General features: G+C 32.4%; 21 protein-coding genes. All 21 read left to right on the top strand.

The window, feature by feature from the left end; all coding sequences use genetic code 11:
• The first annotated feature begins 160 nt into the window (after nt 1-160).
• The 21 genes from ffh to ACTTA6_RS05795 are packed head-to-tail and all read left to right on the top strand — an operon-like array spanning nt 161 to nt 23414.
• Entirely contained in the window at nt 161-1519 is a 1359-nt protein-coding gene (gene ffh / locus ACTTA6_RS05895) for a signal recognition particle protein (RefSeq protein WP_262589911.1), read from the top strand.
• Between the two features lie 17 nt (nt 1520-1536).
• The gene (rpsP, locus tag ACTTA6_RS05890; RefSeq protein ID WP_440613679.1) at nt 1537-1992 is read left to right on the top strand and encodes a 30S ribosomal protein S16; all 456 of its coding nucleotides are present in this window, start codon (nt 1537-1539) and stop codon (nt 1990-1992) included.
• 14 nt (nt 1993-2006) lie between these two features.
• Complete coding sequence (trmD, locus tag ACTTA6_RS05885) at nt 2007-2693, top strand: tRNA (guanosine(37)-N1)-methyltransferase TrmD (RefSeq protein WP_440613680.1); 687 nt, start codon at nt 2007-2009, stop codon at nt 2691-2693.
• A 16-nt stretch (nt 2694-2709) separates the two neighbouring features.
• Nucleotides 2710-3216: a 50S ribosomal protein L19 gene (gene rplS / locus ACTTA6_RS05880; RefSeq protein ID WP_440613681.1), complete on the top strand. Its 507-nt coding sequence runs from the start codon at nt 2710-2712 to the stop codon at nt 3214-3216.
• A gap of 11 nt (nt 3217-3227) precedes the next feature.
• Nucleotides 3228-4631 (top strand): 3-isopropylmalate dehydratase large subunit, encoded by a 1404-nt coding sequence (gene leuC / locus ACTTA6_RS05875; protein WP_428078907.1) that lies wholly within the window; start codon nt 3228-3230, stop codon nt 4629-4631.
• Complete coding sequence (gene leuD / locus ACTTA6_RS05870) at nt 4632-5237, top strand: 3-isopropylmalate dehydratase small subunit (protein WP_440613682.1); 606 nt, start codon at nt 4632-4634, stop codon at nt 5235-5237. It abuts the gene before it with no gap.
• The gene (gene leuB / locus ACTTA6_RS05865) at nt 5230-6336 is read left to right on the top strand and encodes a 3-isopropylmalate dehydrogenase (protein ID WP_440613683.1); all 1107 of its coding nucleotides are present in this window, start codon (nt 5230-5232) and stop codon (nt 6334-6336) included. Before leuD ends, leuB begins: the two co-directional genes overlap by 8 nt.
• A 26-nt stretch (nt 6337-6362) precedes the next feature.
• Nucleotides 6363-8126: an acyl-CoA dehydrogenase family protein gene (locus tag ACTTA6_RS05860; RefSeq protein WP_440613684.1), complete on the top strand. Its 1764-nt coding sequence runs from the start codon at nt 6363-6365 to the stop codon at nt 8124-8126.
• Between the two features lie 2 nt (nt 8127-8128).
• Nucleotides 8129-9745, top strand: coding sequence for an acyl-CoA synthetase (locus ACTTA6_RS05855; protein ID WP_440613685.1), 1617 nt, complete (start codon nt 8129-8131; stop codon nt 9743-9745).
• Nucleotides 9746-9753: 8 nt separating this feature from the next.
• On the top strand, nt 9754-10530 hold the full coding sequence (locus ACTTA6_RS05850) for an alpha/beta fold hydrolase (protein ID WP_440613686.1): 777 nt from the start codon (nt 9754-9756) through the stop codon (nt 10528-10530).
• On the top strand, nt 10527-11636 hold the full coding sequence (locus ACTTA6_RS05845) for a dimethylsulfoniopropionate demethylase (protein WP_440613687.1): 1110 nt from the start codon (nt 10527-10529) through the stop codon (nt 11634-11636). Before ACTTA6_RS05850 ends, ACTTA6_RS05845 begins: the two co-directional genes overlap by 4 nt.
• Nucleotides 11637-11651: 15 nt before the next feature.
• Entirely contained in the window at nt 11652-12659 is a 1008-nt protein-coding gene (locus tag ACTTA6_RS05840; protein ID WP_440613688.1) for an aspartate-semialdehyde dehydrogenase, read from the top strand.
• Complete coding sequence (gene sdhC / locus ACTTA6_RS05835; RefSeq protein WP_440613689.1) at nt 12649-13032, top strand: succinate dehydrogenase, cytochrome b556 subunit; 384 nt, start codon at nt 12649-12651, stop codon at nt 13030-13032. The genes ACTTA6_RS05840 and sdhC overlap by 11 nt, the downstream gene beginning before the upstream one ends.
• 1 nt (nt 13033) lies before the next feature.
• The gene (gene sdhD / locus ACTTA6_RS05830; RefSeq protein ID WP_440613690.1) at nt 13034-13360 is read left to right on the top strand and encodes a succinate dehydrogenase, hydrophobic membrane anchor protein; all 327 of its coding nucleotides are present in this window, start codon (nt 13034-13036) and stop codon (nt 13358-13360) included.
• On the top strand, nt 13360-15135 hold the full coding sequence (gene sdhA / locus ACTTA6_RS05825) for a succinate dehydrogenase flavoprotein subunit (RefSeq protein WP_440613691.1): 1776 nt from the start codon (nt 13360-13362) through the stop codon (nt 15133-15135). The genes sdhD and sdhA overlap by 1 nt, the downstream gene beginning before the upstream one ends.
• Nucleotides 15135-15914 (top strand): succinate dehydrogenase iron-sulfur subunit, encoded by a 780-nt coding sequence (locus ACTTA6_RS05820; RefSeq protein ID WP_262589896.1) that lies wholly within the window; start codon nt 15135-15137, stop codon nt 15912-15914. The genes sdhA and ACTTA6_RS05820 overlap by 1 nt, the downstream gene beginning before the upstream one ends.
• Before the next feature lie 39 nt (nt 15915-15953).
• Nucleotides 15954-17447, top strand: a complete 1494-nt coding sequence (locus ACTTA6_RS05815) for a CoA-acylating methylmalonate-semialdehyde dehydrogenase (RefSeq protein WP_440613692.1) — start codon at nt 15954-15956, stop codon at nt 17445-17447.
• 10 nt (nt 17448-17457) lie between these two features.
• Nucleotides 17458-18420, top strand: a complete 963-nt coding sequence (gene mdh, locus ACTTA6_RS05810) for a malate dehydrogenase (RefSeq protein WP_440613693.1) — start codon at nt 17458-17460, stop codon at nt 18418-18420.
• Nucleotides 18421-18422: 2 nt separating this feature from the next.
• A complete protein-coding gene (gene sucC, locus ACTTA6_RS05805) occupies nt 18423-19583 on the top strand; it encodes an ADP-forming succinate--CoA ligase subunit beta (RefSeq protein WP_440613694.1) in 1161 nt (386 codons plus the stop codon).
• The gene (gene sucD / locus ACTTA6_RS05800) at nt 19584-20459 is read left to right on the top strand and encodes a succinate--CoA ligase subunit alpha (RefSeq protein ID WP_440613695.1); all 876 of its coding nucleotides are present in this window, start codon (nt 19584-19586) and stop codon (nt 20457-20459) included.
• Nucleotides 20460-20495: 36 nt separating this feature from the next.
• Nucleotides 20496-23414, top strand: a complete 2919-nt coding sequence (locus ACTTA6_RS05795; RefSeq protein WP_440613696.1) for a 2-oxoglutarate dehydrogenase E1 component — start codon at nt 20496-20498, stop codon at nt 23412-23414.
• The last annotated feature ends 2 nt before the right edge of the window (nt 23415-23416 follow it).

The raw sequence follows: 23416 nt of genomic DNA, 5'->3' as shown, positions 1-23416 counted from the left end.
ATATTTAACTTATTTATTGACTTTTTGAACCTCTATTATAGGTTGTTGTCGTTTCCGCAAAAACATTAACTTTGCGGTGTCTTTGGAAACAAAGAGATCGACACTAGTCAGCGAGAGTTCGCCCACTAGTGCGTTACTGCTATGCGTAATAAAAAAATATATGTTTGAAAATTTAACAAATAAATTTGAAGAAATTTTTTCTTCTTTAAAAAAAGCACCCTCTCTGAATGAAGCTCAGGTAGATGAGGGTTTGAGAAGTATTAGACAAGCATTACTTGAGGCAGATGTTTCTTTAGATGTTGCAAAAGAATTTGTTGAAAACGTAAAACCTAAAGCTTTAGGACAAGAAATCATAAGATCAACTTCTCCTGGAGATATGGTTGTAAAAATTGTCTACGATGAGCTAGTAAACTTACTAGGTTCTAGCAATGCAGACATAAATTTAAATGCTGTACCACCAGTTCCTATGATGATGGTTGGTTTGCAGGGTTCGGGTAAGACAACTTCTACTGCAAAATTAGCTAAATATTTAGAAGATAACAAAAAGAAAAAAGTGATGATGGTCAGTTTGGACATTTATAGGCCAGCAGCACAAGAACAGCTTAGATCTTTAGGTGAACAGAATAATATTTTGACACTTCCAATTATTGAAGGTCAGCAACCAACTGATATTTGCCAAAGAGCCATGAGTGCAGCAAATCTAAATGGAGCAGATATAATTTTGTTTGATACAGCTGGGAGAACTCAAATTGATTTACAAATGATGAGTGAGATCAAACAAATTGAGAGCATTATTAATCCAGCAGAAACTTTTCTTGTAGCGGACTCTCTTACAGGTCAAGTTGCTGCTTCAGTTGCAAAAGAGTTCAAAAACACAGTTAACTTATCTGGAATAATATTAACTAGAGCTGACGGTGATGCCAGAGGTGGAGCTGCCGTGAGTATGAAATATGTATCAAATGTTCCAATAAAATTTTTGGGTATAGGTGAAAAAATAGAGAATTTTGAGGTATTTCATCCAGATAGAATAGCAAATAGAATTTTAGGAATGGGAGACATTGTTTCTCTTGTAGAAAAAGCTGCACAAGATTTAGGTGAAGAGAACATTAAAAAAGCTGAAGAAAATTTAAAAAAGGGTCAATTCTCTATGGAAGATTACCTTTCTCAATTAAGACAAATGAAAAAAATGGGAGGCATTGAGGGGATCATGTCTTTTATGCCAGGAGTATCTAAAATTAAATCTCAAATGGATTCAGCAGGGATTGACGAAAGTATTATAACAAAAAACGAAGCTATCATTTTATCAATGACAAAAAAAGAGAGAGAGAATCCAAAAGTAATTGATGGTTCAAGAAAAAAAAGAATTGCTAATGGCTCTGGCACAGATCCAGCCACTATCAATAAATTGCTTAAGCAATTTAAAATGATGTCTGAAATGATGAAAAAGATGTCAAAAGGAAATCTGAAAGGTATGTCTGATCAAGGGATACCACCAGAGCTATTTAATAAACTAAAATAATAAAATAAGGAGAACAAATGTTAAAACTTAGATTATCAAGGGGAGGCTCTAAAAAGAGACCAGTTTACAAAGTTGTTGTAGCTGACAGTCGTTTCCCAAGAGATGGAAGATTTATAGAAAAAGTTGGTTTTTTTAACCCACTACTTCCTAAAGATAAAAAAGAAAGAGTAGGTCTTGAAGCTGAAAGAATTAAATATTGGCTAGGTCAAGGTGCTAAACCAACAACAAGAGTTGCAAGAATTTTAGGTGAAAATGATTTAATCCCTATGCCAGCAGCTGGAAATAATCCAAATAAAGCTGTTCCTAAAAAAGAAAGAAATAAAAAAGAGGAAGATGGTTCAGAAGCTCCTAAAGCTCCAGCAGCAGAAGCAGCTCCAGCAGCAGAAGCTCCAAAGGAAGAAGCTCCTAAAGCAGAAGCAGCTCCAGCAGCAGAGGCTCCAAAGGAAGAAGCTCCAGCTGAGGAAAAAAAATAAACTAAGGAAAGTATATGTGGCAAGCTCAAGTGTTTACACTTTATCCAGATATTTTTCCTGGTCCTTTGTCGAAAGGTCTATACGGAAAAGCAATGTCTAAAAATATTTGGAATTTAAGAGTAGTAAACATTAGAGATGCTGCTGAGGATAAACATAAAACTGTGGATGACACTCCCTATGGAGGTGGCTCTGGTATGTTGATGAAGGCTGATGTATTAGCAAAATCATTAGATCAAAATAAAAATGAGGGAGAAAAAATATTATATTTATCTCCTAGAGGAAAAAAATTTGATCAAAATTATGCTAAAGTATTATCGAAGGAAAAATCGGTTTCGATAATTTGTGGACACTTCGAAGGAGTTGATGAAAGAGTGTTAAGCACGAGAAATATAGAAGAAGTTAGTATTGGAGACTTTATTTTATCAGGAGGAGAGTCAGCAGCATTTGTGGTGATTGATAGTATTTTGAGACTTTTACCCGGTGTTCTGGGAAATGAGAATTCTACGGTAAACGAAAGTTTTGAAAATGGATTATTAGAGTATCCTCAGTTCACAAAACCTCAAATTTGGGAGGAAAAAGCGGTTCCAGAAGTACTTTTGTCAGGAGATCATAGTAAAATTAAACACTGGCGTTTATCTCAATCTGAGGCTATAACACGCGTCCGAAGACCAGATTTATGGGAAAAATATAAGAAGAATTAATTTGATAAATATAACTATGAAAACAATTGAAGAGATAAATCAACATAACGTTAAAAAAATACTTTCAGAAAAAAAGATACCTGAATTCTACCCTGGAGATGTAGTTAAAGTAGGTGTTAGAATTACAGAGGGAAAAAAAGAGAGAATTCAATATTTTGAAGGCGTTTGTATTGCAAAAAAAAGCAGAGATTTAAACTCGTCTTTCACAGTTAGAAAAATTTCTTTTGGTGAAGGTGTTGAAAGAACATTTCCACTTTATGGAACTCTAATTGACTCAATTAAAGTTATTAGATCAGGAAAAGTAAGAAGAGCAAAATTATACTATCTAAGAGATAGAACAGGTAAATCAGCAAGGATTGCAGAAAAAATCAGAAAAAAAATTGGTATTGATGTTGATGCAAAACCTGAAACAGTTACTGAAGAAAATGTAGCACCGCCAACAGAAGCTCCAAAAGAAGAAGCCCCTAAGACAGAAGAAGCTACTGCCGAACAATCAACAGAAAGTACTTCAGAAAAAAAATAATTTTTTTTTCAATGTCCACTACTCTTTACGATAAAATTTGGAATGATCATTTAGTAGATCAGCAAGAAGATGGAACAGCTTTATTGTTTGTCGATAGACACTTAATTCATGAAGTTACTAGTCCACAAGCTTTTGAAGGTTTAAGAAATTCAAATAGAAAAGTTCGTCATCCTAATTTAACTTTAGCTGTTGCTGATCATAATGTTCCAACGACAGATAGAACCAAAGGGATAGCAGATCAGGAATCTAAAATACAAGTCGATACATTAGAATCAAATTGTAAGGAATTTGGTGTACAGCTTTTTGGTATGGATGATAAACGACAAGGAATTGTTCATATTATTGGACCAGAACAAGGTTTTACTCAACCAGGAACAGTTATTGTATGTGGAGATAGTCATACCGCAACCCATGGTGCTTTTGGATCATTAGCTTTTGGTATAGGAACATCTGAAGTTGAACATGTTTTAGCAACGCAAACACTCGTTCAAAAGAAAGCAAAAAATTTTAGAATTAATGTTAATGGAACACTTCCATTAGGAGTAACATCTAAAGATGTAATACTTCAAATTATTGGAAAGATTGGTACTGCAGGAGGAACAGGTTGTGTAGTTGAATATGCTGGAGATTTAATAAGATCTTTGAGTGTTGAACAGAGAATGACTATTTGCAATATGACCATTGAGGGTGGTGCAAGAGCTGGATTAATTGCTCCAGATGAAAAAATATTTGAATATTTAAAAGGTAAACCCATGTCTCCAAAAGGAGAAAATTGGGAAAAGGCACTGGAATACTGGAATAGTTTAAAAACAGATGCCGATGCAAGTTTTGATAAAGAAATAAATCTTAATGCAAATGATATTTTACCAATGATTACTTGGGGGACTTCACCTCAAGATGTAATTACAATCGATGGAAAAGTACCAAATCCTCAAAATGAAAAAGATGAGGATAAAAAGAACTCAATTGAAAGAGCATTAAAATATATGGGACTAACACCTGATATGGCAGCAACTGATATCAAGATAGATAAAGTTTTTATTGGAAGCTGTACAAATGGAAGAATTGAAGATTTAAGAGAAGCTGCCAAAATCTTAAAGGACAAAAAAATATCATCCCATGTAAATGCCATTGTAGTTCCCGGGTCAGGATTGGTTAAAGAACAAGCTGAGCAAGAAGGTTTAGATAAAATATTTGTAAATTCAGGATTTGAATGGAGAGAGCCAGGCTGTTCTATGTGTTTAGCAATGAATGCAGATAAATTAAAACCAGAGGAAAGATGCGCATCTACTTCAAACAGAAACTTTGAAGGAAGACAGGGAAGAGGTGGCAGAACGCATCTAGTAAGCCCTGGGATGGCAGCTGCAGCTGCAATCTCTGGTAATTTAGACGATGTAAGAAAGTATCAAAATTAAATGCAAAAATTTAATACATTAAAAAGTATTCCAGCTTATTTACCAATCGTAAATATCGATACAGATATGATTATTCCTAAGCAATTTTTAAAAACAATAAAAAGAACTGGACTTGGAAAAAATTTGTTTTTTGAAATGAGATATGACGATAATGGAAAAGAAATTAATGATTTTGTATTAAATCAGGAACCATTCAATAACTCAAAAATTTTAATTGCAGGAAACAATTTTGGATGTGGTTCATCAAGAGAGCATGCTCCATGGGCATTGTTGGATTTTGGAATTACTTGTGTGATTAGTTCAAGTTACGCTGATATTTTTTATAGTAATTGTTTTAAAAATGGAATTTTACCTATAATTCTTGAAGAGGAAAAAATAAAAGAACTTTCTGAATACGCAAATAGAAAAGAGGAAATTTCCGTAGACTTAAATGATCAAAAAATTATTTATGGAAACAATGAAATTAAATTTGAAATAGATCCATTTAAGAAAAAATGTTTGCTAGAAGGATTAGATGACATTGCTCTTTCTTTAAAAAAATCTGACAAAATTGAAAATTTTGAAAATCAATTAAAAGATAAAAAACCTTGGATTTTTAATGATTAAAGTTAAAAAAAGAAAAATTCTATTATTACCAGGCGATGGTATTGGACCTGAAGTAATTGGAGAGGTTAAAAAAATAATTAACTGGTTCAATGATAAAAAATCCTTAGACTTTGAAATAGATGAAGATCTTGCTGGTGGATGTTCTTACGATAAACACGGTACACCAATAACAGATGAAGTTTTTTATAAAGCTTTAGAGAGTGAAGTTGTTATGCTTGGTGCAGTGGGAGGACCCAAGTGGGATAATATTGAGTTTTCAAAAAAACCTGAGAGAGCTTTATTAAAATTAAGAAAAGAATTAAAATTATTTGCAAATTTGAGACCTGCAATATGTTTTGAACAATTAGTTGGCGCATCAACACTTAAACCAGAGGTGGTTTCTGGTTTAGATATAATGATTGTAAGAGAATTAACAGGTGGAATTTATTTTGGTGAACCAAGAGGTATTAAACCAATAGAAAATGGTGAAAGAAAAGGAATAAACACTCATACTTATACTACTAGTGAAATTACTAGAGTTGCAAGAGTTGCTTTTGATCTTGCTAGAAAAAGATCAAACAAAGTTACCTCTTGTGAGAAATCTAATGTAATGGAAGCCGGACAACTATGGAAAGAAGAAGTTCAGGAACTTCATGAAAAAGAATACAAAGATGTTGAGTTAAGCCATATGCTTGCAGATAACTGTGCAATGCAATTACTTAGAAATCCAAAACAATTTGACGTAATTGTTACTGATAATTTATTTGGTGATATGCTTTCAGATCAAGCTTCAATGTTAACAGGATCTTTAGGATTATTACCTTCTGCATCTTTAGGTGCAAAAAATAAAGATGGTGAAATGAGAGCAATGTATGAACCCATACATGGTTCAGCTCCTGATATTGCAGGAAAAGGGCTAGCAAATCCAATTGCAACAGTATTAAGTTTTGCAATGGCTTTAAGATATTCTTTAGATCTTGATAATGAAGCTGATGCTTTAGAAAATGCAGTACAAGCTGTGTTAAATGATGGTCTAAGAACGAAAGATATCCTTTCTGAGGGTATGAAAGAAGTATCTACTTCGCAAATGGGCGACGCGATAATTTCAAAATTGCAATAAACCTCTAAGTATTCTAAGCTTTTCAAATGCCAAGTTATTTTGCACCTGTTAAAGATATGATGTTTCTCTATGAAAAATTAAGAGATAATAAAAATTATAATGATCTTGAAAGATATAATGAAGTTAGCTCAGATTTGGTTAAAGATATTTTAGAAGAAGCAGCTAAAATCAATCAAAATTTAATTTTACCACTTGCTAAAGCAGGCGATGAAAATCCGGCAGTTTTAGAAAATGGTGTAGTTAGAACACCACCAGGATACAAAGAAGCTTATCAAAAATATATTGAGGATGGATGGACTTCATTGTCATGCGATCCAAAATATGGTGGTCAAGGAATGCCAAAAACAGTGAGTGCTTTTTTTGACGAAATGCTTTCTTCAGCAAGTTTATCTTTTAAACTTTATAGTGAATTAAGTATTGGAGCATACAATTGTATTAATCATCACGCCACTGATGAAATAAAAGATAAATATTTACCTAAAATTGTAGAAGGTAAATGGAGTGGCACGATGTGCTTAACAGAACCTGTCTGTGGTACCGATTTAGGTTTACTTAAAACAAAAGCAGTTAGTCAATCCGATGGAACTTATAAAATAACTGGTCAAAAAATTTTTATCACATCAGGTGATCATGACTTAACAGAAAACATTGTTCATTTAGTCTTAGCAAGATCTACCGACTCTCCTCCTGGAACAAAAGGAATAAGTTTATTTTTAGTACCCAAGTTTTTAGTAAATCAAGATGGATCGGTTGGACAAAGAAATGGTATTTCAACAGGATCTATTGAAACAAAAATGGGAATTAAAGGTTCTGCAACTTGTGTTTTAAACTTTGATGATGCAACAGGATACATGATTGGTCCTAAGGACAAAGGTTTAAATGCAATGTTTACCATGATGAATCTTGAGAGAATTGTAGTCGGTATTCAGGGATTGGGTATTTCAGAAATTGCTTACCAAAATTCACTTGCTTATGCAAAAGAGAGAAAACAAGGAAAAACTAATAATTCTAAATCTACAAATGGTGCAGATTTTATTATTGACCATGCAGACATAAGAAGAACTTTATTAAACATGAAATCAATAATTGAGGGAGAAAGAGCTTTATGCTTTTGGCTGTCTCAACAAACTGAAGTTAGTCTTCATCATCCAGATGAAAAAATTAAACAGGAAGCTTCTGATTATGTTTCTTTGATGACACCTGTAGTTAAATCTTTATTTACTGATTTAGCCATGGAGATTACGAGCGATGCTATGCAGATTCATGGAGGGTACGGTTACACTAAAGACCAAGGTATTGAACAGTTATATAGAGATAATAGAATAACACCGATATATGAAGGAACCAATTCAGTTCAAGCCGCTGATTTAGTATTTAGAAAATTAATAAACAGAAATGGTGATGTAATTTCTAAATATTTAGAAATGATAAAATCTGAATGTGAAAACAAACATGAAAAGATAAAATCTTTTACAAAAGATCTTACACATTATCTTGATATTTTATCAAAGTTCACTGGTTGGATTGTAGACAAAAGTAAAATAGAAAAAGATGATGTTTCTGCAGCTGCAAATGACTATTTAAAAACACTTGGTTATATTTCGATTGCTTTTTCATGGATAAAAATCTTAGAAATCAGCTTTAAAGATTATGAGGAAAATAAAGAGTTTTATTCAGATAAAATTAATACAGCTACATTCTACTTTGAAAAAGTGTTACCAAGAGCAGAATATCATTATAAATCTGCAGTTTCAGGTAGCTCAAATATAATGAAATTTAAATTTAATTAACAATGAATCATTACGATATTAATCTGGATAGAAATAATGCAAATTATGTTCCATTAACACCACTAACATTTTTACAAAGAGCCAAAGATGTTTATCCTGATTATGAGGCTATAGTTTATGAGGATAGAAGCTATACTTGGAATGAAGTTTATAAAAGAGCAGTAAAATTTGCCAGTGCACTTTCTAAAATTGGTATTCAAAAAGGAGATACAGTATCTTTTTTAGCTTTTAATACTCCTGAAATTTTTGAGGCACACTACTCAGTTCCAATGACAGGAGCTGTTTTAAACACAATTAATATAAGATTAGATGCTAATACAATTAATTATATTTTAAATCACAGTGATGCAAAGGTATTGGTTGTAGATAGACAATTACATGTAGAAGTAAAAAAAGCTTTAAAAAATTTAAATAAAAAAATCACTGTTATAGATATTAACGACAAACATGCTGATCAATCGAAATTAGAAAAAATTGGAGATTTAGAATACGAAAGTTTTTTAAATACTGGAGATGAAAATTTTGATTGGAAAATGCCTGATGATGAGTGGCAAGCAATATCTTTAAGTTATACTTCAGGTACAACTGGCAATCCTAAAGGTGTTGTTTACCATCATAGAGGCGCGTACTTAATGTCTACTGGAAGTACTGTTGCCTGGAACATGCCTAATCGTTTAAACTTTTTAACAATTGTTCCTATGTTTCATTGTAATGGCTGGTGCTATCCATGGACAGTTCCAATGTTAAATGGAAGAACAATTTGCTTAAGAAATATTGATGTTAAGAAAATTTTTGAACTTATTGATAAATATGACATTACTCATTTTGGAGGAGCGCCAATAGTTTTAAATATGATAACCGGAGCTCCTGAGAGTGATAGAAAAAAATTAAAGCATAAAGTTTATGTCTTAACTGCTGGAGCACCTCCCCCAAGTATTATTTTTAAAAAAATGAAATCTCTTGGATTTGAAGTTATGCATGTTTACGGTCTTACAGAAACATATGGCCATGTTACACAATGTGCGTGGAATGATGGATGGAATGATTTAGATGAAGATAAACAAAATGAGATTAAAGCAAGACAAGGAGTAAGATATCCTAACACAGAAGGAGTAACCGTTTTAGATCCAGAGACGATGAAAGAAGTTCCTAAAGACGGAAAAACTATCGGAGAGATCATGATTAGAGGAAATGTAGTAATGAAAGGTTACTTTAAAGATAAAGAAGCTACTGACAAAGCAATGAAAGATGGATGGTTTCATAGTGGTGACTTGGCAGTTATGTTTCCTGATGGATATGTAAAAATCCAAGATAGATCTAAGGATATTATTATCTCAGGAGGAGAAAATATTTCATCAATAGAAATTGAAAATACGTTATCCAAACATCCTTCAGTTTCAATAGCAGCGGTAGTTGCTAAACCAGATGAAAAATGGGGAGAAGTACCTTGTGCTTTCATCGAGATGGTTCAAGATAAGCCTGTTACTGAAAAAGAATTAATTGATTTTTGTAAAGAAACTTTGGCTGGATTTAAAGTTCCTAAGAAGGTTGTTTTTTGCGAACTACCTAAGACATCAACTGGAAAAATACAGAAGTTCGAACTGAGAAAAAAAGTTTAGGTATCTAATTGAATTTTGAAATCGAAAATAAAAGTATTTTTGCTTCAGATAATGGCAAAGGTATAGATAAAAACAAGGATACCATTGTTTTTCTTCATGGAAGTGGCTTATCTCATATTGTTTGGTCATTAAGTGAGCAATTTTTTTCAAATAATAATTTCAATGTATTATCTATTGATCTACCAGGACATGGAAATTCTGAGGGGCCATGTTTAAAAACTATTGAGGAAATTGCAGAATGGTTGGAACTTGTATTTGATGCCTTAGAACTTCAAAATTTAATTTTAGTTGGTCATTCACAAGGATGTTTAGAAATACTTGAATATTCCCATAGATACAAAGATAGACTAAAAAAAATAGTCTTTATAGGTGGATCTAATAAAATGCCTGTTCATCCTGATTTGATTGAGCTTGCAGAAAATGGAGATTCTGATGCAGTAAAGTTAATGATGAAGTGGGGATATGAAGGTTCAAAAAAATTTATAGGTGGAAATCCAGTTGAAAGAATTATTCAATCTCCAAAAGATATTAGTGAAATACTTGCTGTAGATCTTATAGCTTGTAACAATTACAAAAATGGTTCAAACGCAGCTGGATCCATTGAGGTTCCATCAATGTTTGTTTTTGGTTCTTTAGATAAAATGGTTAATTTAGAATCTGGAAAAAAATTCTCTCAATTAATCAAAAATTCAACTATTTATGTAATAGAAGGATGTGGGCATATGATTATGATTGAAAAAGCATTTGAAATGCGGGACAAGGTTTTAGAATTTTTAAATAAATGAAAAATTATTCAATAGCAAAATCTAGAAGACTTAGAAGTACACCATATACTTCAAGGATAGAAAAACAAGGTGTAACAGCTTATACAATTTATAATCATATGTTGCTACCAGCAGCGTTTGGATCTGTAGAAGATTCTTATCATCACTTAAAAGAACATGTTCAAATTTGGGATGTTGCAGCAGAAAGGCAAGTTGAAATTTCAGGAAAAGACTCAGCTAAATTAGTTCAATTAATGACTTGTAGAGATTTATCTAAATCTAAAGATGGTAGATGTTATTATTGTCCTATTATAGATGACCAAGGTGGATTAATTAATGATCCTGTAGTGCTGAGATTAAGTCAGGAGAAATGGTGGATATCCATTGCAGACTCTGATGTAATTTTATTTGCAAAAGGATTAGCAATTGGAAATAAATTTGATGTGAAAATCTTTGAACCAAATGTAGACATCATGGCTGTTCAAGGTCCAAAATCATTTAAGTTAATGGAAAAAGTATTTGGCGAAAAAATAACTAAATTGAAATTTTTTGGATTTGATTATTTTAATTTTGAAGGAGTTGACCACTTAATTGCACAATCAGGTTGGTCTAAGCAAGGTGGCTATGAAATTTATGTTCAAAATACTGAGTCTGGTCAAAAGTTATATGATCATTTATTTGAAGCTGGTAAAGAATTTAATGTTAAGCCTGGATGCCCTAATTTAATAGAGAGAATTGAAAGTGCTCTATTGTCATTTGGAAACGATATGGATAACAATGATAACCCGTTTGAGTGTGGTTTTGATAAGTATGTTAACTTAGATAGTGATGTAAAGTTTTTGGGTAAGGAAAAATTAATCAAAATAAAAGAAGAAGGAATTACTAAAAAATTGATGGGTATAAAAATTGATATTAATGAAATCAGTGTAACAGGTTCTCTAGATTTGACAGATGAAAACAACAACCTAATTGGAGAATTAAGATCTGCTTGCTATTCACCTCACTTCAAAAAAGTAATTGGTATAGCTATGATGCAAAAAGGATACTGGAATCTTGAGCAAAATGTAAAAGTTGTTGTAAATGGACATAATTGCGCTGGAAAAGTTTGCGATTTACCTTTCATTTAGTATAACAACCCCATCATGAATATAGCTATAGTCGGAGCCACGGGCAATGTTGGAAGAAAAGTACTAGAAGTACTTGAGAGGAAAAATTTGCCTATTTCAGAAATTTTTTTAGTTGCATCTGAAAGAAGTGCGGGTTCAAAAATTAATTTTAAAGGAAAAGACATAGAGGTTGAAAATTTAGAGACTTTTGATTTTTCAAAAGCAAAAATTACTTTTTTTGCAGCAGGTGGAAAAATTTCAGAAGCTTATGCCTCAAAAGCAGCAAGCGAGAGCATTGTAATAGATAATTCTAGTTTTTATAGAATGGACCCTGATGTTCCTTTAATTGTACCTCAAGTAAATGCGGATGACTTAAAAAATATAAAAAAAAATATTATTGCTAATCCTAATTGCTCAACTGCACAATTAGTCTTACCATTAAAACCAATCCATGATTTATTTAAAATAAAAAGATTAGTTGTAGCTACATATCAGTCAGTATCTGGTGGTGGTAAAGCACCAATGGATGAATTAGTAGAACAGACTAAGCTAGCACTAGAAAACAAAGCAATTGAATCAAAAAATTTTACAAAACAAATTTCATTTAATTTAATTCCACATATTGATGTATTTGCTGATGATGGATACACAAAAGAGGAATTAAAAATGACCAATGAGACTAAAAAAATTCTAGATCAAAATATTGAATTATCAGCAACTTGTGTAAGAGTACCAGTTTTAGTTTCTCATTCTGAAGCAGTAAATTTAGAATTAGAAAAAGATTTTACAATTGATCAAATTAAAGAATGTCTTGAGAAAATGGAAGGCTGTAAAGTTATTGATGAGAGACAAGATGGTGGATATTCAACACCGCTTGAAGCTGCTGGAAAAGATGAGACATTCATTTCAAGAATTAGAGAAGATAAGACTAAAAAGAATTGCTTAAATATGTGGATTGTCTCAGATAATTTACTTAGAGGTGCAGCCTTAAATGCAGTTGAAATTGCTGAAACATTAATAAAAAATAATTTTTATGGAAAGTAAAAGACCTCTTTCTCCTCATATACAAATTTATAGATGGCACATATCCTCACTAGTATCTATTTCTCATAGAATAACTGGAATAATAAATATCTTAGCAATAACTTTAGTTTGTGTCTGGGTTTCTTGGCTAATTTTAGGAGAACCAAAATATGATTTGATAAACTTTTTTTTTAATTCGTTTATTGGAAAATTTGTTGCAATTGGGTTAGCTTGGTCTTTTAGTTTTCAAATACTTAGTGAAATCAGACATTTAATAATGGATATGGGTTATGGCTATGAACTGAAGACTACTCGTATAACAGGTTTGATGGTGATCTTTGGTTCATTAATTTTAACTATTTTATTTTACTTAATTGGAAAAAACTTTTTTTAATATGAATTTAGCTACAAAAAAATGGGTGTTTTTAAAATTATCATCAATAATTTTAGTCCCTTTAATGTTATGGTTTATAATTAATTTCATATCAGTTTATGATGGAGATTATTCTGAAGTGGTTAGTTTTTTTTCAAACAAAACAAATAAGTTTTTATTTAGTATATTTTTAATTTTTGCTTATTTTTTTTCTGCCTTAAGTATTAGTGAGGTTTTTGAGGACTATATTTCTAATGAAAAAACCAAATATGTCGCAAACAGACTTCTCTATATTTCTGCTATAATCATCCCATTATTAACAATAATAATTTTACTTAATCTAAAATAATGAGCGCTTATAATATTATAGATCATGAATATGATGTAGTTGTCTTAGGAGCTGGTGGATCTGGCTTGAGAGCCGCTGTTGGATTAAGCGAAGCTGGATTGAAAACAGCTTGTATTTCAAAAGTATTTCCAACTAGAAGCCACACATCTGCTGCACAAGGAGGTATCTCAGCTGCACTTGGCAATATGGGAGAAGATGACTGGAGATGGCATATGTATGATACGGTTAAAGGTGCAGACTGGTTAGGAGATCAAGATAGTATTGAGTATTTATGTAAAGAAGCTCCAAAGGCAGTCTTAGAGCTAGAAAAATATGGAGTTCCATTTAGCAGAACTGAAGAGGGAAAAATATATCAAAGACCTTTTGGTGGAATGACAAAAAATTATGGAAATGGAATTGTACAAAGAACATGTGCTGCTGCGGATAGAACTGGTCATGCAATTCTTCATACGCTTTATGGACAAGCCTTAAAACATAACACTGAGTTTTTTATAGAATATTTTGCATTAGATCTTTTAATGAAAGATGGAGCGTGCAAGGGATTGATTGCATGGAATTTAAATGATGGAACAATCCATAGATTTAGAGCGCATACTGTAATTATAGCTACAGGTGGATATGGGAAAGTCTATTATTCAGCTACATCTGCGCATACTTGCACTGGAGATGGAAATGCAATGGTATTAAGAGCTGGATTGCCTCTTCAAGATATGGAGTTTGTTCAATTTCATCCAACAGGAATTTATGGTCATGGCACGTTAATAACAGAAGGTGCTAGAGGTGAGGGTGGTTATCTAACTAACTCCAAGGGCGAAAGATTTATGGAAAGATATGCTCCAAATGCAAAAGATTTAGCATCAAGAGATGTTGTTAGTAGATCAATGTCTATTGAAATAAATGAAGGAAGAGGAGTTGGAAAAGATCAAGATCATGTTCATTTAAACTTAAGTCATTTAGATAAAGATATTATTGAAAGTAGACTTCCAGGAATTACTGATGCTGCAAGGTTATTTGCAAATGTAGATGTAACTAAAGAGCCTATACCTGTTGTCCCAACAGTTCATTATAATATGGGTGGTATTCCAACAAATTACAAAGCAGAAGTTTTAACTGTTAATGGTTCAGAAAAAACTGTTCCAGGTCTGATGGCTATAGGAGAAGCAGCATGTGTATCTGTTCATGGTGCGAATAGACTTGGCTCTAATTCATTAATTGATTTAGTAGTGTTCGGAAGAGCAGCAGCAAAAAGGGCAGCAGAATTAGTTAAACCCGGAACTCCTCATGAAGAGCTACCTGAGTCTGAGACACAAAAATGTTTAGATAGATTTGATAAGTTAAGAAATGCAGATGGAAATAATAGTACTGCAGAACTTAGACTTTCAATGCAAAAAACAATGCAATCTAAATGTGCAGTATTTAGAACAGAAAAAAATTTAAAAGAAGGCGTAGATGATATTAGAAAAACTTATGATGGAATGGACTCCATTTCTGTTAAAGACAGATCTTTAGTATTTAATACCGATTTAGTTGAAACTTTAGAATTTGATAATTTAATTAGACAAGCAGTAACAACAGTAGAATCTGCATATCACAGAAAAGAAAGCAGAGGAGCTCATGCAAGAGATGATTATCCAAAAAGAGATGATGATAAATTTATGCAACATACTCTTGCTTGGTGTGATGGAAAAAATACAAAAATTAGTTATAGACCAGTCCACAAGTCAACTTTGACTAATGAAGTTCAATATTTTCCACCACAAGAGCGAGTATACTAATGGTACAATTGAATTTACCAAAAAATTCTGAAGTCAAAAAAGGTAAATATTTTAAAGATAAAACAGGCTCTAAAAATCTTAGAAGAGTAAATGTTTATAGATGGGACCCTTCTACTGAAGAAAATCCAAGAATTGATACTTATGAAGTTGATATGGATAATTGTCCTTCAAAAGTTTTAGATATTTTAAATAAAATTAAAAACGAAATTGACCCAACATTAGCTTATAGAAGATCTTGTGCTCATGGAGTTTGTGGTTCTTGTGCTATGAACATGGGTGGCAAAAATGGTTTAGCGTGCACAACTCCGCATTCGGAAATTGATGGAGATATAGACATATATCCGCTACCGCACTTGAAAGTTAAAAGAGATTTAATTGGAGATTTGGATGGTTTGTATAAACAGTATCAATCTATTGAGCCTTGGTTAAAAAATAATTCAAAAAAAGAAACAACAGAAATTTATCAATCTCAAGAAGATAGAGCAAAACTTGATGGCGCTTATGAATGTATTATGTGTGCATGTTGTTCAACATCTTGCCCAAGTTATTGGTGGAATGGAGATAAATACTTAGGTCCAGCAGTCCTTCTACAAGCTTACAGATGGATCGTTGATAGTAGAGATGAAGAAAGAAAAGCAAGATTAAAAAAAGTTGCTGATGAATTAAAACTTTACAGATGTCATACTATTTTAAATTGTACAAATGCTTGTCCCAAAGGCCTAAATCCAGCAAAAGCAATTGCAGAAATTAAAAAAATGTTAGCTACGGCTAATGTTTAAATAGACTATTAAGTTTTTTTGATTTAAAAGACCGTATTCATGAAATTAATAGAGCACTTCGTTAATGGAAAAATAATTCCAGGTTCATCTGATAGAAAAGGAAAAGTATTCAATCCTGCAACTGGAGAACAGGAGTCTGAGGTAAGACTTGCAAGTAAATCTGATTTAGATCAAGCTGTAGAAGCAGCCAAAAAAGCATTTGAAACTTGGTCTGCAAAACCTCCTTTACAAAGAGCAAGGATAATATTTAAATTTAAGGAATTAATAGAAAAAAATTCTGATGAATTAACAAAGCTAATAGTATCAGAACATGGAAAAGTTTTTGAGGATGCTAGAGGATCTTTAACAAGAGGGCTTGAGGTAGTTGAGTTTGCTTGTGGAATTCCTCATTTGTTAAAAGGTGAATATTCAGAAAATGTTGGAACAAATGTTGACAGTTGGTCAATGAGACAACCTCTGGGGGTGGTAGCTGGAATTACTCCATTTAATTTTCCAGCAATGGTACCAATGTGGATGTTTCCAATAGCAATTGCTTGCGGAAATACATTTATATTAAAACCTTCAGAAAAAGATCCTTCATGTCCACTTAGATTAGCAGAGTTGCTTAGTGAAGCTGGATTGCCAGAAGGAGTATTTAATGTAGTTAATGGCGATAAAGAAGCTGTTGATGCAATTTTAGAAAATAAAGATATTAAAGCTGTAAGCTTTGTTGGATCCACTCCAATTGCAAAATATATTTACGAAAATTCAGCTAAAAATGAAAAAAGAGTACAAGCACTTGGAGGTGCAAAAAATCACTTAGTAGTCATGCCAGATTGTGATTTGGATGGTGCAGTAAATGGATTGATGGGTGCAGCTTACGGATCTGCAGGTGAGAGATGTATGGCTCAATCTGTTGCTGTTGCTGTTGGAGATATTGGTGATGAACTAGTTTCAAGACTTTCAAAAAAAACAGAGGCCTTAAAAGTAGGACCTGGTATGGATAAAACCTCAGAGATGGGACCTCTGGTTACAAAAGAGCATTTAGAAAAAGTAAAAAGTTATGTTGATTTAGGAGTTGAAGAAGGTGCTAAATTAGTTGTCGATGGAAGAAACTTAAAACTTCAAGGTTATGAAAACGGATTTTATATAGGTGGTTGTTTATTTGATCATGTTAATAAAGACATGAGAATTTATAAAGAAGAAATTTTTGGTCCAGTTCTATCTGTAGTTAGAGTTAAAACTTTTGAAGAGGCTGCAAAACTAATCAATGATCATGAATACGGAAACGGAGTAAGTATTTATACTAGAGATGGTGATGCAGGCAGAACATTTGCTAGTAAAATTCAAGTAGGAATGGTTGGTATCAATGTTCCAATTCCAGTTCCTATGGCCTTTCATAGTTTTGGTGGTTGGAAAAGATCATTATTTGGAGATAGTGGCATGCATGGCATGGAAGGAATAAAATTCTATACTAAACTTAAAACTGTAACATCACGATGGCCTTCAGGTGTGCGCACAAACGCAGAATTTGTAATGCCAACAATGAAATAAGAGGAAATAAATGAAAAAAATATCTTTAATTGGCGCAGGCCAAATAGGTGGAACACTAGCACATTTAATTGGAATAAAGGAGCTTGTTGATGAAGTTGTTTTATTTGACGTTGCAAGTGGAATAGCTAAAGGAAAGGCTTTAGATATAGCTCAATCATCATCAGTTGATGGATTTAATGTAAAATTATCAGGTACAGACGATTATAAAGATATTAAAGATTCTGATGTTATCATAATTACAGCAGGAGTTCCTAGAAAGCCAGGAATGAGTAGAGATGATCTTCTCGGTATAAATTTAAAAATTATTAAACAGGTAGCTCAAGGAGTAAAAGAAAACGCACCGAACGCCTTTGTAATTTGTATCACCAACCCTTTAGATGTGATGGTTATGGCGTTTCAAAAGTTTTCAGGTTTGCCTGCAAATAAAGTTGTCGGCATGGCAGGAATTTTAGATAGCTCAAGATTTAAACTGTTTTTATCATTAGAGTTTGGTGTGCCTGTAAGAGAGATTGAAGCAATGGTTATGGGTGGTCATGGAGATACTATGGTTCCAATGCCAAGATTTACAAAAGTATCTGGCAAACCTTTATTGGATCTTGTGAAAGAGGGAAAGATTTCTCAAGAGAGAGTTGAAGAAATTAATCAAAGAACTAGAGACGGTGGAGCAGAAATCGTCAAGTATTTAGAAAAAGGTTCTGCTTTTTATGCACCAGCAGCATCGGGAGTTCAAATGGCTGAATCATATTTAAAAGATGAAAAAAAATTATTACCTTGCGCAGTGCAGTTAAATGGTGAGTACAGAGTAGAAAATGTTTATGCTGGAGTACCAGTTGTAATTGGTAAAGACGGAGTTGAGAAAATTGAAGTAGTGGATTTAGATGAAAAAGAAAATAAAGAGTTTATGCACTCTATTGATGCTGTAAAAGCTCTTTGGGAAGCTGCCTCTAAAATAGATCCAGATCTTTCAAAATAATAATGAATATTCACGAGCACCAAGCAAAAGAAATTTTAAAGAAATATGGAGCAATAGTTCCAGCAGGATTTTTTTCAACAAATGTTGATGACTTGATTGAAAAAGCAAAAAATTTAAAAACTGAAAAGTATGTTTTAAAGGCTCAAATTCATGCTGGTGGTAGAGGTAAAGCTGGAGGAGTTAAAATTCTTAATACACTTGAGGAATTAAAAAATTCAGCAAATGAGTTGCTTGGAAAAACACTTGTAACTCATCAAACTGGACCAGAAGGAAGAGAAGTTAAGCGATTATATGTTGAAGAATCCTCTAATATAGAAAAAGAATTCTATTTATCATGTTTAGTTGATAGAGCGAGCTCAAAGATCGCATTTATTTCAAGTGACCAAGGTGGAATGGATATTGAAGAAGTAGCAAGCTCAAATCCAGAAAAAATTATTACAACTAAAGTTGATATAGCTGAAGAAATATCAGATGCAGATTGTGAGTCAGTAATTAAAATTTTTGATTTAAACAGTGATGCAAAAGATCAAGCAATTTTACTAATCAAATCGATTTATAAAATGTTTATTAGTACAGATGCTAATATGGTTGAGGTAAATCCTTTAATTTTAACAAAAGAGGGAAAGATTGTTTGTTTAGATGCGAAAGTTAATTTCGACTCTAATGCATTATTTAGACACCCTGAAATTTTAGAATTAAGAGATCTAAATGAAGAAGATCCAACTGAGATTGAAGCTAGCAAACATGATTTAGCTTATATCAAGTTAGATGGAAGTATTGGATGTATGGTTAATGGTGCAGGTCTAGCAATGGCAACTATGGATATAATCAAATTATATGGTAAAGAGCCAGCTAATTTCTTAGATGTAGGAGGTGGAGCCTCAAAAGAAAAAGTTTCTGCAGCATTTAAAATTATTCTTTCAGATAAAAATGTGAAGGGAATTTTGATAAATATTTTTGGGGGAATAATGAGATGTGATGTGCTTGCACAAGGAGTAGTGGACGCTGCAAAAGAAATTAATATTAGTGTACCTTTAGTAGTTCGACTTGCAGGGACAAATTTTAAAGAAGGAAAAGAAATTTTAGATAATTCAGGTTTAAAATTAATTTCAGCAGAGAACTTAGATGATGCTGCTAAGAAAATTGTTGAGGCTATTAAATAAATGTCAGTTTTAGTTAATAAAGAAACTAAAGTAATTTGTCAGGGTTTTACAGGTGCACATGGAACTTTCCATTCAGAGCAAGCAATAAAATATGGAACAAATTTAGTAGGAGGTGTTACTCCTAAAAAGGGAGGTCAAAAGCATTTAGACAGACCTGTATTTAATTCTGTAGCTGAAGCAAAAGATGCAGTTGGAGCAGATGCCACTATGATTTATGTGCCTGCAAAATTTGCTGCAGCAGCAATTATAGAAGCTATTGATGCTTCAGTTGAATTAATTGTTTGCATTACTGAAGGTATCCCAATTCAAGATATGCTTAAGGTTAGAAAAAAATTAGATGGGTCTAATAGCAGACTTATAGGTCCAAATTGTCCAGGAATTATAACTCCTGATGAATGTAAAATTGGAATTATGCCAGGTAATATTCATAAAAGAGGTTCAGTTGGAATTGTATCTAGATCTGGAACTTTAACCTACGAAGCAGTTGCTCAAACAACTGAAAATGGATTAGGGCAATCAACATGCATTGGAATTGGAGGAGATCCAATAAATGGTACAAATTTCATAGATTGTTTAGATTTATTTTTAAATGATGAGGAGACACAATCAATTTTAATGATTGGTGAGATAGGGGGTTCTGCAGAGGAAGAAGCGGCAGATTTTTTGAAAAACCATAAAATTAAAAAACCAACAGTTGGATTTATAGCTGGAATTACTGCGCCACCAGGTAGAAGAATGGGGCACGCAGGTGCAATTATTTCTGGAGGTAAAGGTGGCGCAGAAGATAAAATAAAAAAAATGGAAGAATGTGGAATTACAGTCGCAAAATCACCATCAATAATTGGTAAAACTTTATTTGATAAACTGTCTAATTGAAAAATATTTTTTAGAGGGATATATTAAATAAATAAGATGTCATCATCAAAAAATCTCGATTTCGAAAAAAATTCATTTTTACATAAATCAAATAGTGCATTCATTGAGCAAATGTACTTAAAATTTATTAACAAAGATAAAGATCTCCCTGAAAGTTGGTTAAATTATTTTGAAGGAATCGGTGATGAAATAAAAGTAATTGCTAATGAAATAAATGGACCGTCATGGGGACCAGAAAAGACCAAAATAAATATTGATGAGCTTCAAAAGAAAATTGATGAAAATGAAATTACTAATTTAAATAATGAAAAAATAGATACTTCAGAAAAATTTAATTTTCAATTACTTGCAGATTCTAACAAAGATTCAATAAGTGCAGTTGCGTTAATCAGAGCTTACAGATTAAGGGGGCATTTGTTAGCTGATCTTGATCCTTTGGGAATGAGAGAGTCTGAATATTTAGATGAACTTCATCCAGAGTTTTATGGTTTTAAGAAAGAAAACTATGAAAGAAAAATTTTTTTAAACGGCGTGATAAATAAAAAGTATGCCAATATTAAAGAAATTTTAAAATTTATGAAAAAAACCTATTGTGGAAAAATAGGTTATGAGTTTATGCACATTTCTAATCCTGATGAAAGAAAATGGTTTAGAGATAGAATTGAGCAAGATGATAAAGCTCTTCAGTTTACTAAAAATGGTAAGGAAGCAATTCTAAATAAATTAGTTCAAGCAGAAGGTTTTGAAAAATTTTTAGCAACTAAGTATGTTGGTACAAAAAGATTTGGATTAGATGGAGGAGAAAGTTTAATTCCTGCACTTGAGCAAATAATTAAAATTGGTGGTCAACAACAAATTAAAGAGGTTAAAATTGGAATGTCTCATAGAGGCAGACTAAATGTTTTGGCTAACGTTTTACAAAAATCTTATAAAAGAATATTTAATGAATTTGCTGGTGAATATAGTGATGACTCTGAGGATAGTGCTGGAGATGTAAAATACCATCTTGGTGCATCTTCTGACAGACAATTTGATGGAAATTCTGTTCATGTTAGTTTGACAGATAATCCATCTCACCTTGAAGCAGTAAATCCTGTCGTTTTAGGACAAACTAGAGCAAAACAATTTTTTCATAAAGACAAAGAGAGAAACAAAGTTATTCCAATACTAATTCATGGTGATGCTGCATTTGCTGGTCAGGGTGTGGTAGCAGAATGTTTTGCTATGTCAGGTCTACCAGGACATAACACTGGTGGAACTATTCATATAATTGTAAATAATCAAATTGGTTTTACAACGAGTCCTCGATTTGCAAGATCGTCACCTTATCCTTCTGATGTTGCAAAAATGGTTGAGGCTCCAATTTTACATGTTAATGGAGATGATCCAGAGGCAGTTGTTTATGCTACCAGAATAGCTACAGAATTCAGATTAAAATTTAATAGAGACGTTGTAGTAGATTTAATTTGTTACAGAAGGTTTGGTCATAATGAGGGAGATGAGCCATCGTTTACTCAGCCATTGATGTATCAAAAAATTAAATCTCACCCAAGTGTATATAAAATTTATGGGAATAAACTGGTTAATGAAAAATCAATTACTCAAGAATTATTAAATCAAAATGTTAAATCATTTAAAGATTTATTAGATGATCAATATAAAAGTGCAAAAGACTACAAGCCTAAAATAGAATGGTTTGAGGGGACATGGTCAAGATATAAACCTGAGAAAGGAAAAGATAAAAGAGGAATATCAGGTTTTGATGAGGAGAAATTAAAAATAATTTCAAAAAAAATAAATACAGTACCATCAGAAAAAAATATTCATAAAACTATTAGTAAAATATTAAATGCGAGAAGAGACTCGATTGAAAAAGGAGTGGGAATTGATTGGTCTTCAGCAGAAGCTCTTGCGTTTGGATCTTTGTTAGTTGAAGGATATCCAGTTCGTTTAGTTGGACAAGACTCTGGTAGAGGAACTTTTAGTCAAAGACATTCTGTACTAAGAAATCAAATTGATAATTCGAGATATATTCCATTAAATAATATTGTCAAAGGTCAAAAACAATTTGAAGTAGTAGATAGTTTTTTATCTGAACTTGCAGTTTTAGGTTTCGAATATGGTTACAGTTTAGTTGAACCAAACACTCTAACAATTTGGGAAGCTCAATTTGGAGATTTTGCAAATGGAGCTCAAGTTGTGATTGATCAGTTTATAGCATCAGGTGAGAGAAAATGGAATAGAGCATCAGGCCTTGTAATGTTGTTACCTCATGGATACGAAGGTCAAGGTCCTGAACATTCATCTGCTAGATTAGAAAGATTTTTACAGTTATGTTCAAACGACAATATGCAAGTTATGAATTGTACAACTCCAGCCAATTATTATCATGCATTAAGACGTCAAATGCATAGAGATTTTAGAAAACCACTAATTATAATGACTCCAAAGTCATTACTCAGAAATAAATACTGTGTTTCTAACTTAGAGGATTTTAACAAACAAAATACTTTCCATAGAGTTTTGTGGGATCATGCGATCGATCCAAAATCAAATGGTTTTATTAAACTTAAAGAAAGCTCTGAGATTAAAAAAGTTATTTTGTGCTCAGGCAAAGTTTACTTTGACTTACTTGAAGCTAGAGAAAAATTAAAAAGAGATGATGTAATTATGTTTAGAATAGAACAACTTTATCCTTTCCCAGCAAAAGCTTTAGTAAACGAACTTAAACCTTATGCCAAAAATGCTAAATTCTTTTGGTGTCAAGAAGAGCCAAAGAATATGGGAGCATGGTTTTCAGTGAGAGATTATATTCAATGGACATTAGATACTTTAAAGGCTAAATATAATGAAATTTCTTATATAGGAAGAAGCCCTGATGCAACTCCAGCAACTGGATATGCAAAGAGGCATAATTCTCAGCAACAAGAAATAATTAATAAGGTGTTTGATTAAAT

The organism is Candidatus Pelagibacter sp. HIMB1636 (assembly GCF_052047675.1).
Lineage (GTDB): Bacteria > Pseudomonadota > Alphaproteobacteria > Pelagibacterales > Pelagibacteraceae > Pelagibacter.
Note: the sequence above shows the minus strand (reverse complement) of the source record. Positions and strands in the feature narration are given on the sequence as shown.

Bases quoted from the DNA above. Each gene is read 5' to 3' on its own strand.
- leuB (WP_440613683.1), top strand. From the start codon at position 5,230: ATGATTAAAGTTAAAAAAAGAAAAATTCTATTATTACCAGGCGATGGT.
- trmD (WP_440613680.1), top strand. From the start codon at position 2,007: ATGTGGCAAGCTCAAGTGTTTACACTTTATCCAGATATTTTTCCTGGT.
- ACTTA6_RS05860 (WP_440613684.1), top strand. From the start codon at position 6,363: ATGCCAAGTTATTTTGCACCTGTTAAAGATATGATGTTTCTCTATGAA.
- sdhA (WP_440613691.1), top strand. From the start codon at position 13,360: ATGAGCGCTTATAATATTATAGATCATGAATATGATGTAGTTGTCTTA.
- ffh (WP_262589911.1), top strand. From the start codon at position 161: ATGTTTGAAAATTTAACAAATAAATTTGAAGAAATTTTTTCTTCTTTA.
- mdh (WP_440613693.1), top strand. From the start codon at position 17,458: ATGAAAAAAATATCTTTAATTGGCGCAGGCCAAATAGGTGGAACACTA.
- ACTTA6_RS05820 (WP_262589896.1), top strand. From the start codon at position 15,135: ATGGTACAATTGAATTTACCAAAAAATTCTGAAGTCAAAAAAGGTAAA.
- rpsP (WP_440613679.1), top strand. From the start codon at position 1,537: ATGTTAAAACTTAGATTATCAAGGGGAGGCTCTAAAAAGAGACCAGTT.
- sucC (WP_440613694.1), top strand. From the start codon at position 18,423: ATGAATATTCACGAGCACCAAGCAAAAGAAATTTTAAAGAAATATGGA.
- ACTTA6_RS05845 (WP_440613687.1), top strand. From the start codon at position 10,527: ATGAAAAATTATTCAATAGCAAAATCTAGAAGACTTAGAAGTACACCA.
- sdhC (WP_440613689.1), top strand. From the start codon at position 12,649: ATGGAAAGTAAAAGACCTCTTTCTCCTCATATACAAATTTATAGATGG.
- leuC (WP_428078907.1), top strand. From the start codon at position 3,228: ATGTCCACTACTCTTTACGATAAAATTTGGAATGATCATTTAGTAGAT.
- sucD (WP_440613695.1), top strand. From the start codon at position 19,584: ATGTCAGTTTTAGTTAATAAAGAAACTAAAGTAATTTGTCAGGGTTTT.
- leuD (WP_440613682.1), top strand. From the start codon at position 4,632: ATGCAAAAATTTAATACATTAAAAAGTATTCCAGCTTATTTACCAATC.
- ACTTA6_RS05840 (WP_440613688.1), top strand. From the start codon at position 11,652: ATGAATATAGCTATAGTCGGAGCCACGGGCAATGTTGGAAGAAAAGTA.
- ACTTA6_RS05815 (WP_440613692.1), top strand. From the start codon at position 15,954: ATGAAATTAATAGAGCACTTCGTTAATGGAAAAATAATTCCAGGTTCA.
- ACTTA6_RS05855 (WP_440613685.1), top strand. From the start codon at position 8,129: ATGAATCATTACGATATTAATCTGGATAGAAATAATGCAAATTATGTT.
- sdhD (WP_440613690.1), top strand. From the start codon at position 13,034: ATGAATTTAGCTACAAAAAAATGGGTGTTTTTAAAATTATCATCAATA.
- rplS (WP_440613681.1), top strand. From the start codon at position 2,710: ATGAAAACAATTGAAGAGATAAATCAACATAACGTTAAAAAAATACTT.
- ACTTA6_RS05795 (WP_440613696.1), top strand. From the start codon at position 20,496: ATGTCATCATCAAAAAATCTCGATTTCGAAAAAAATTCATTTTTACAT.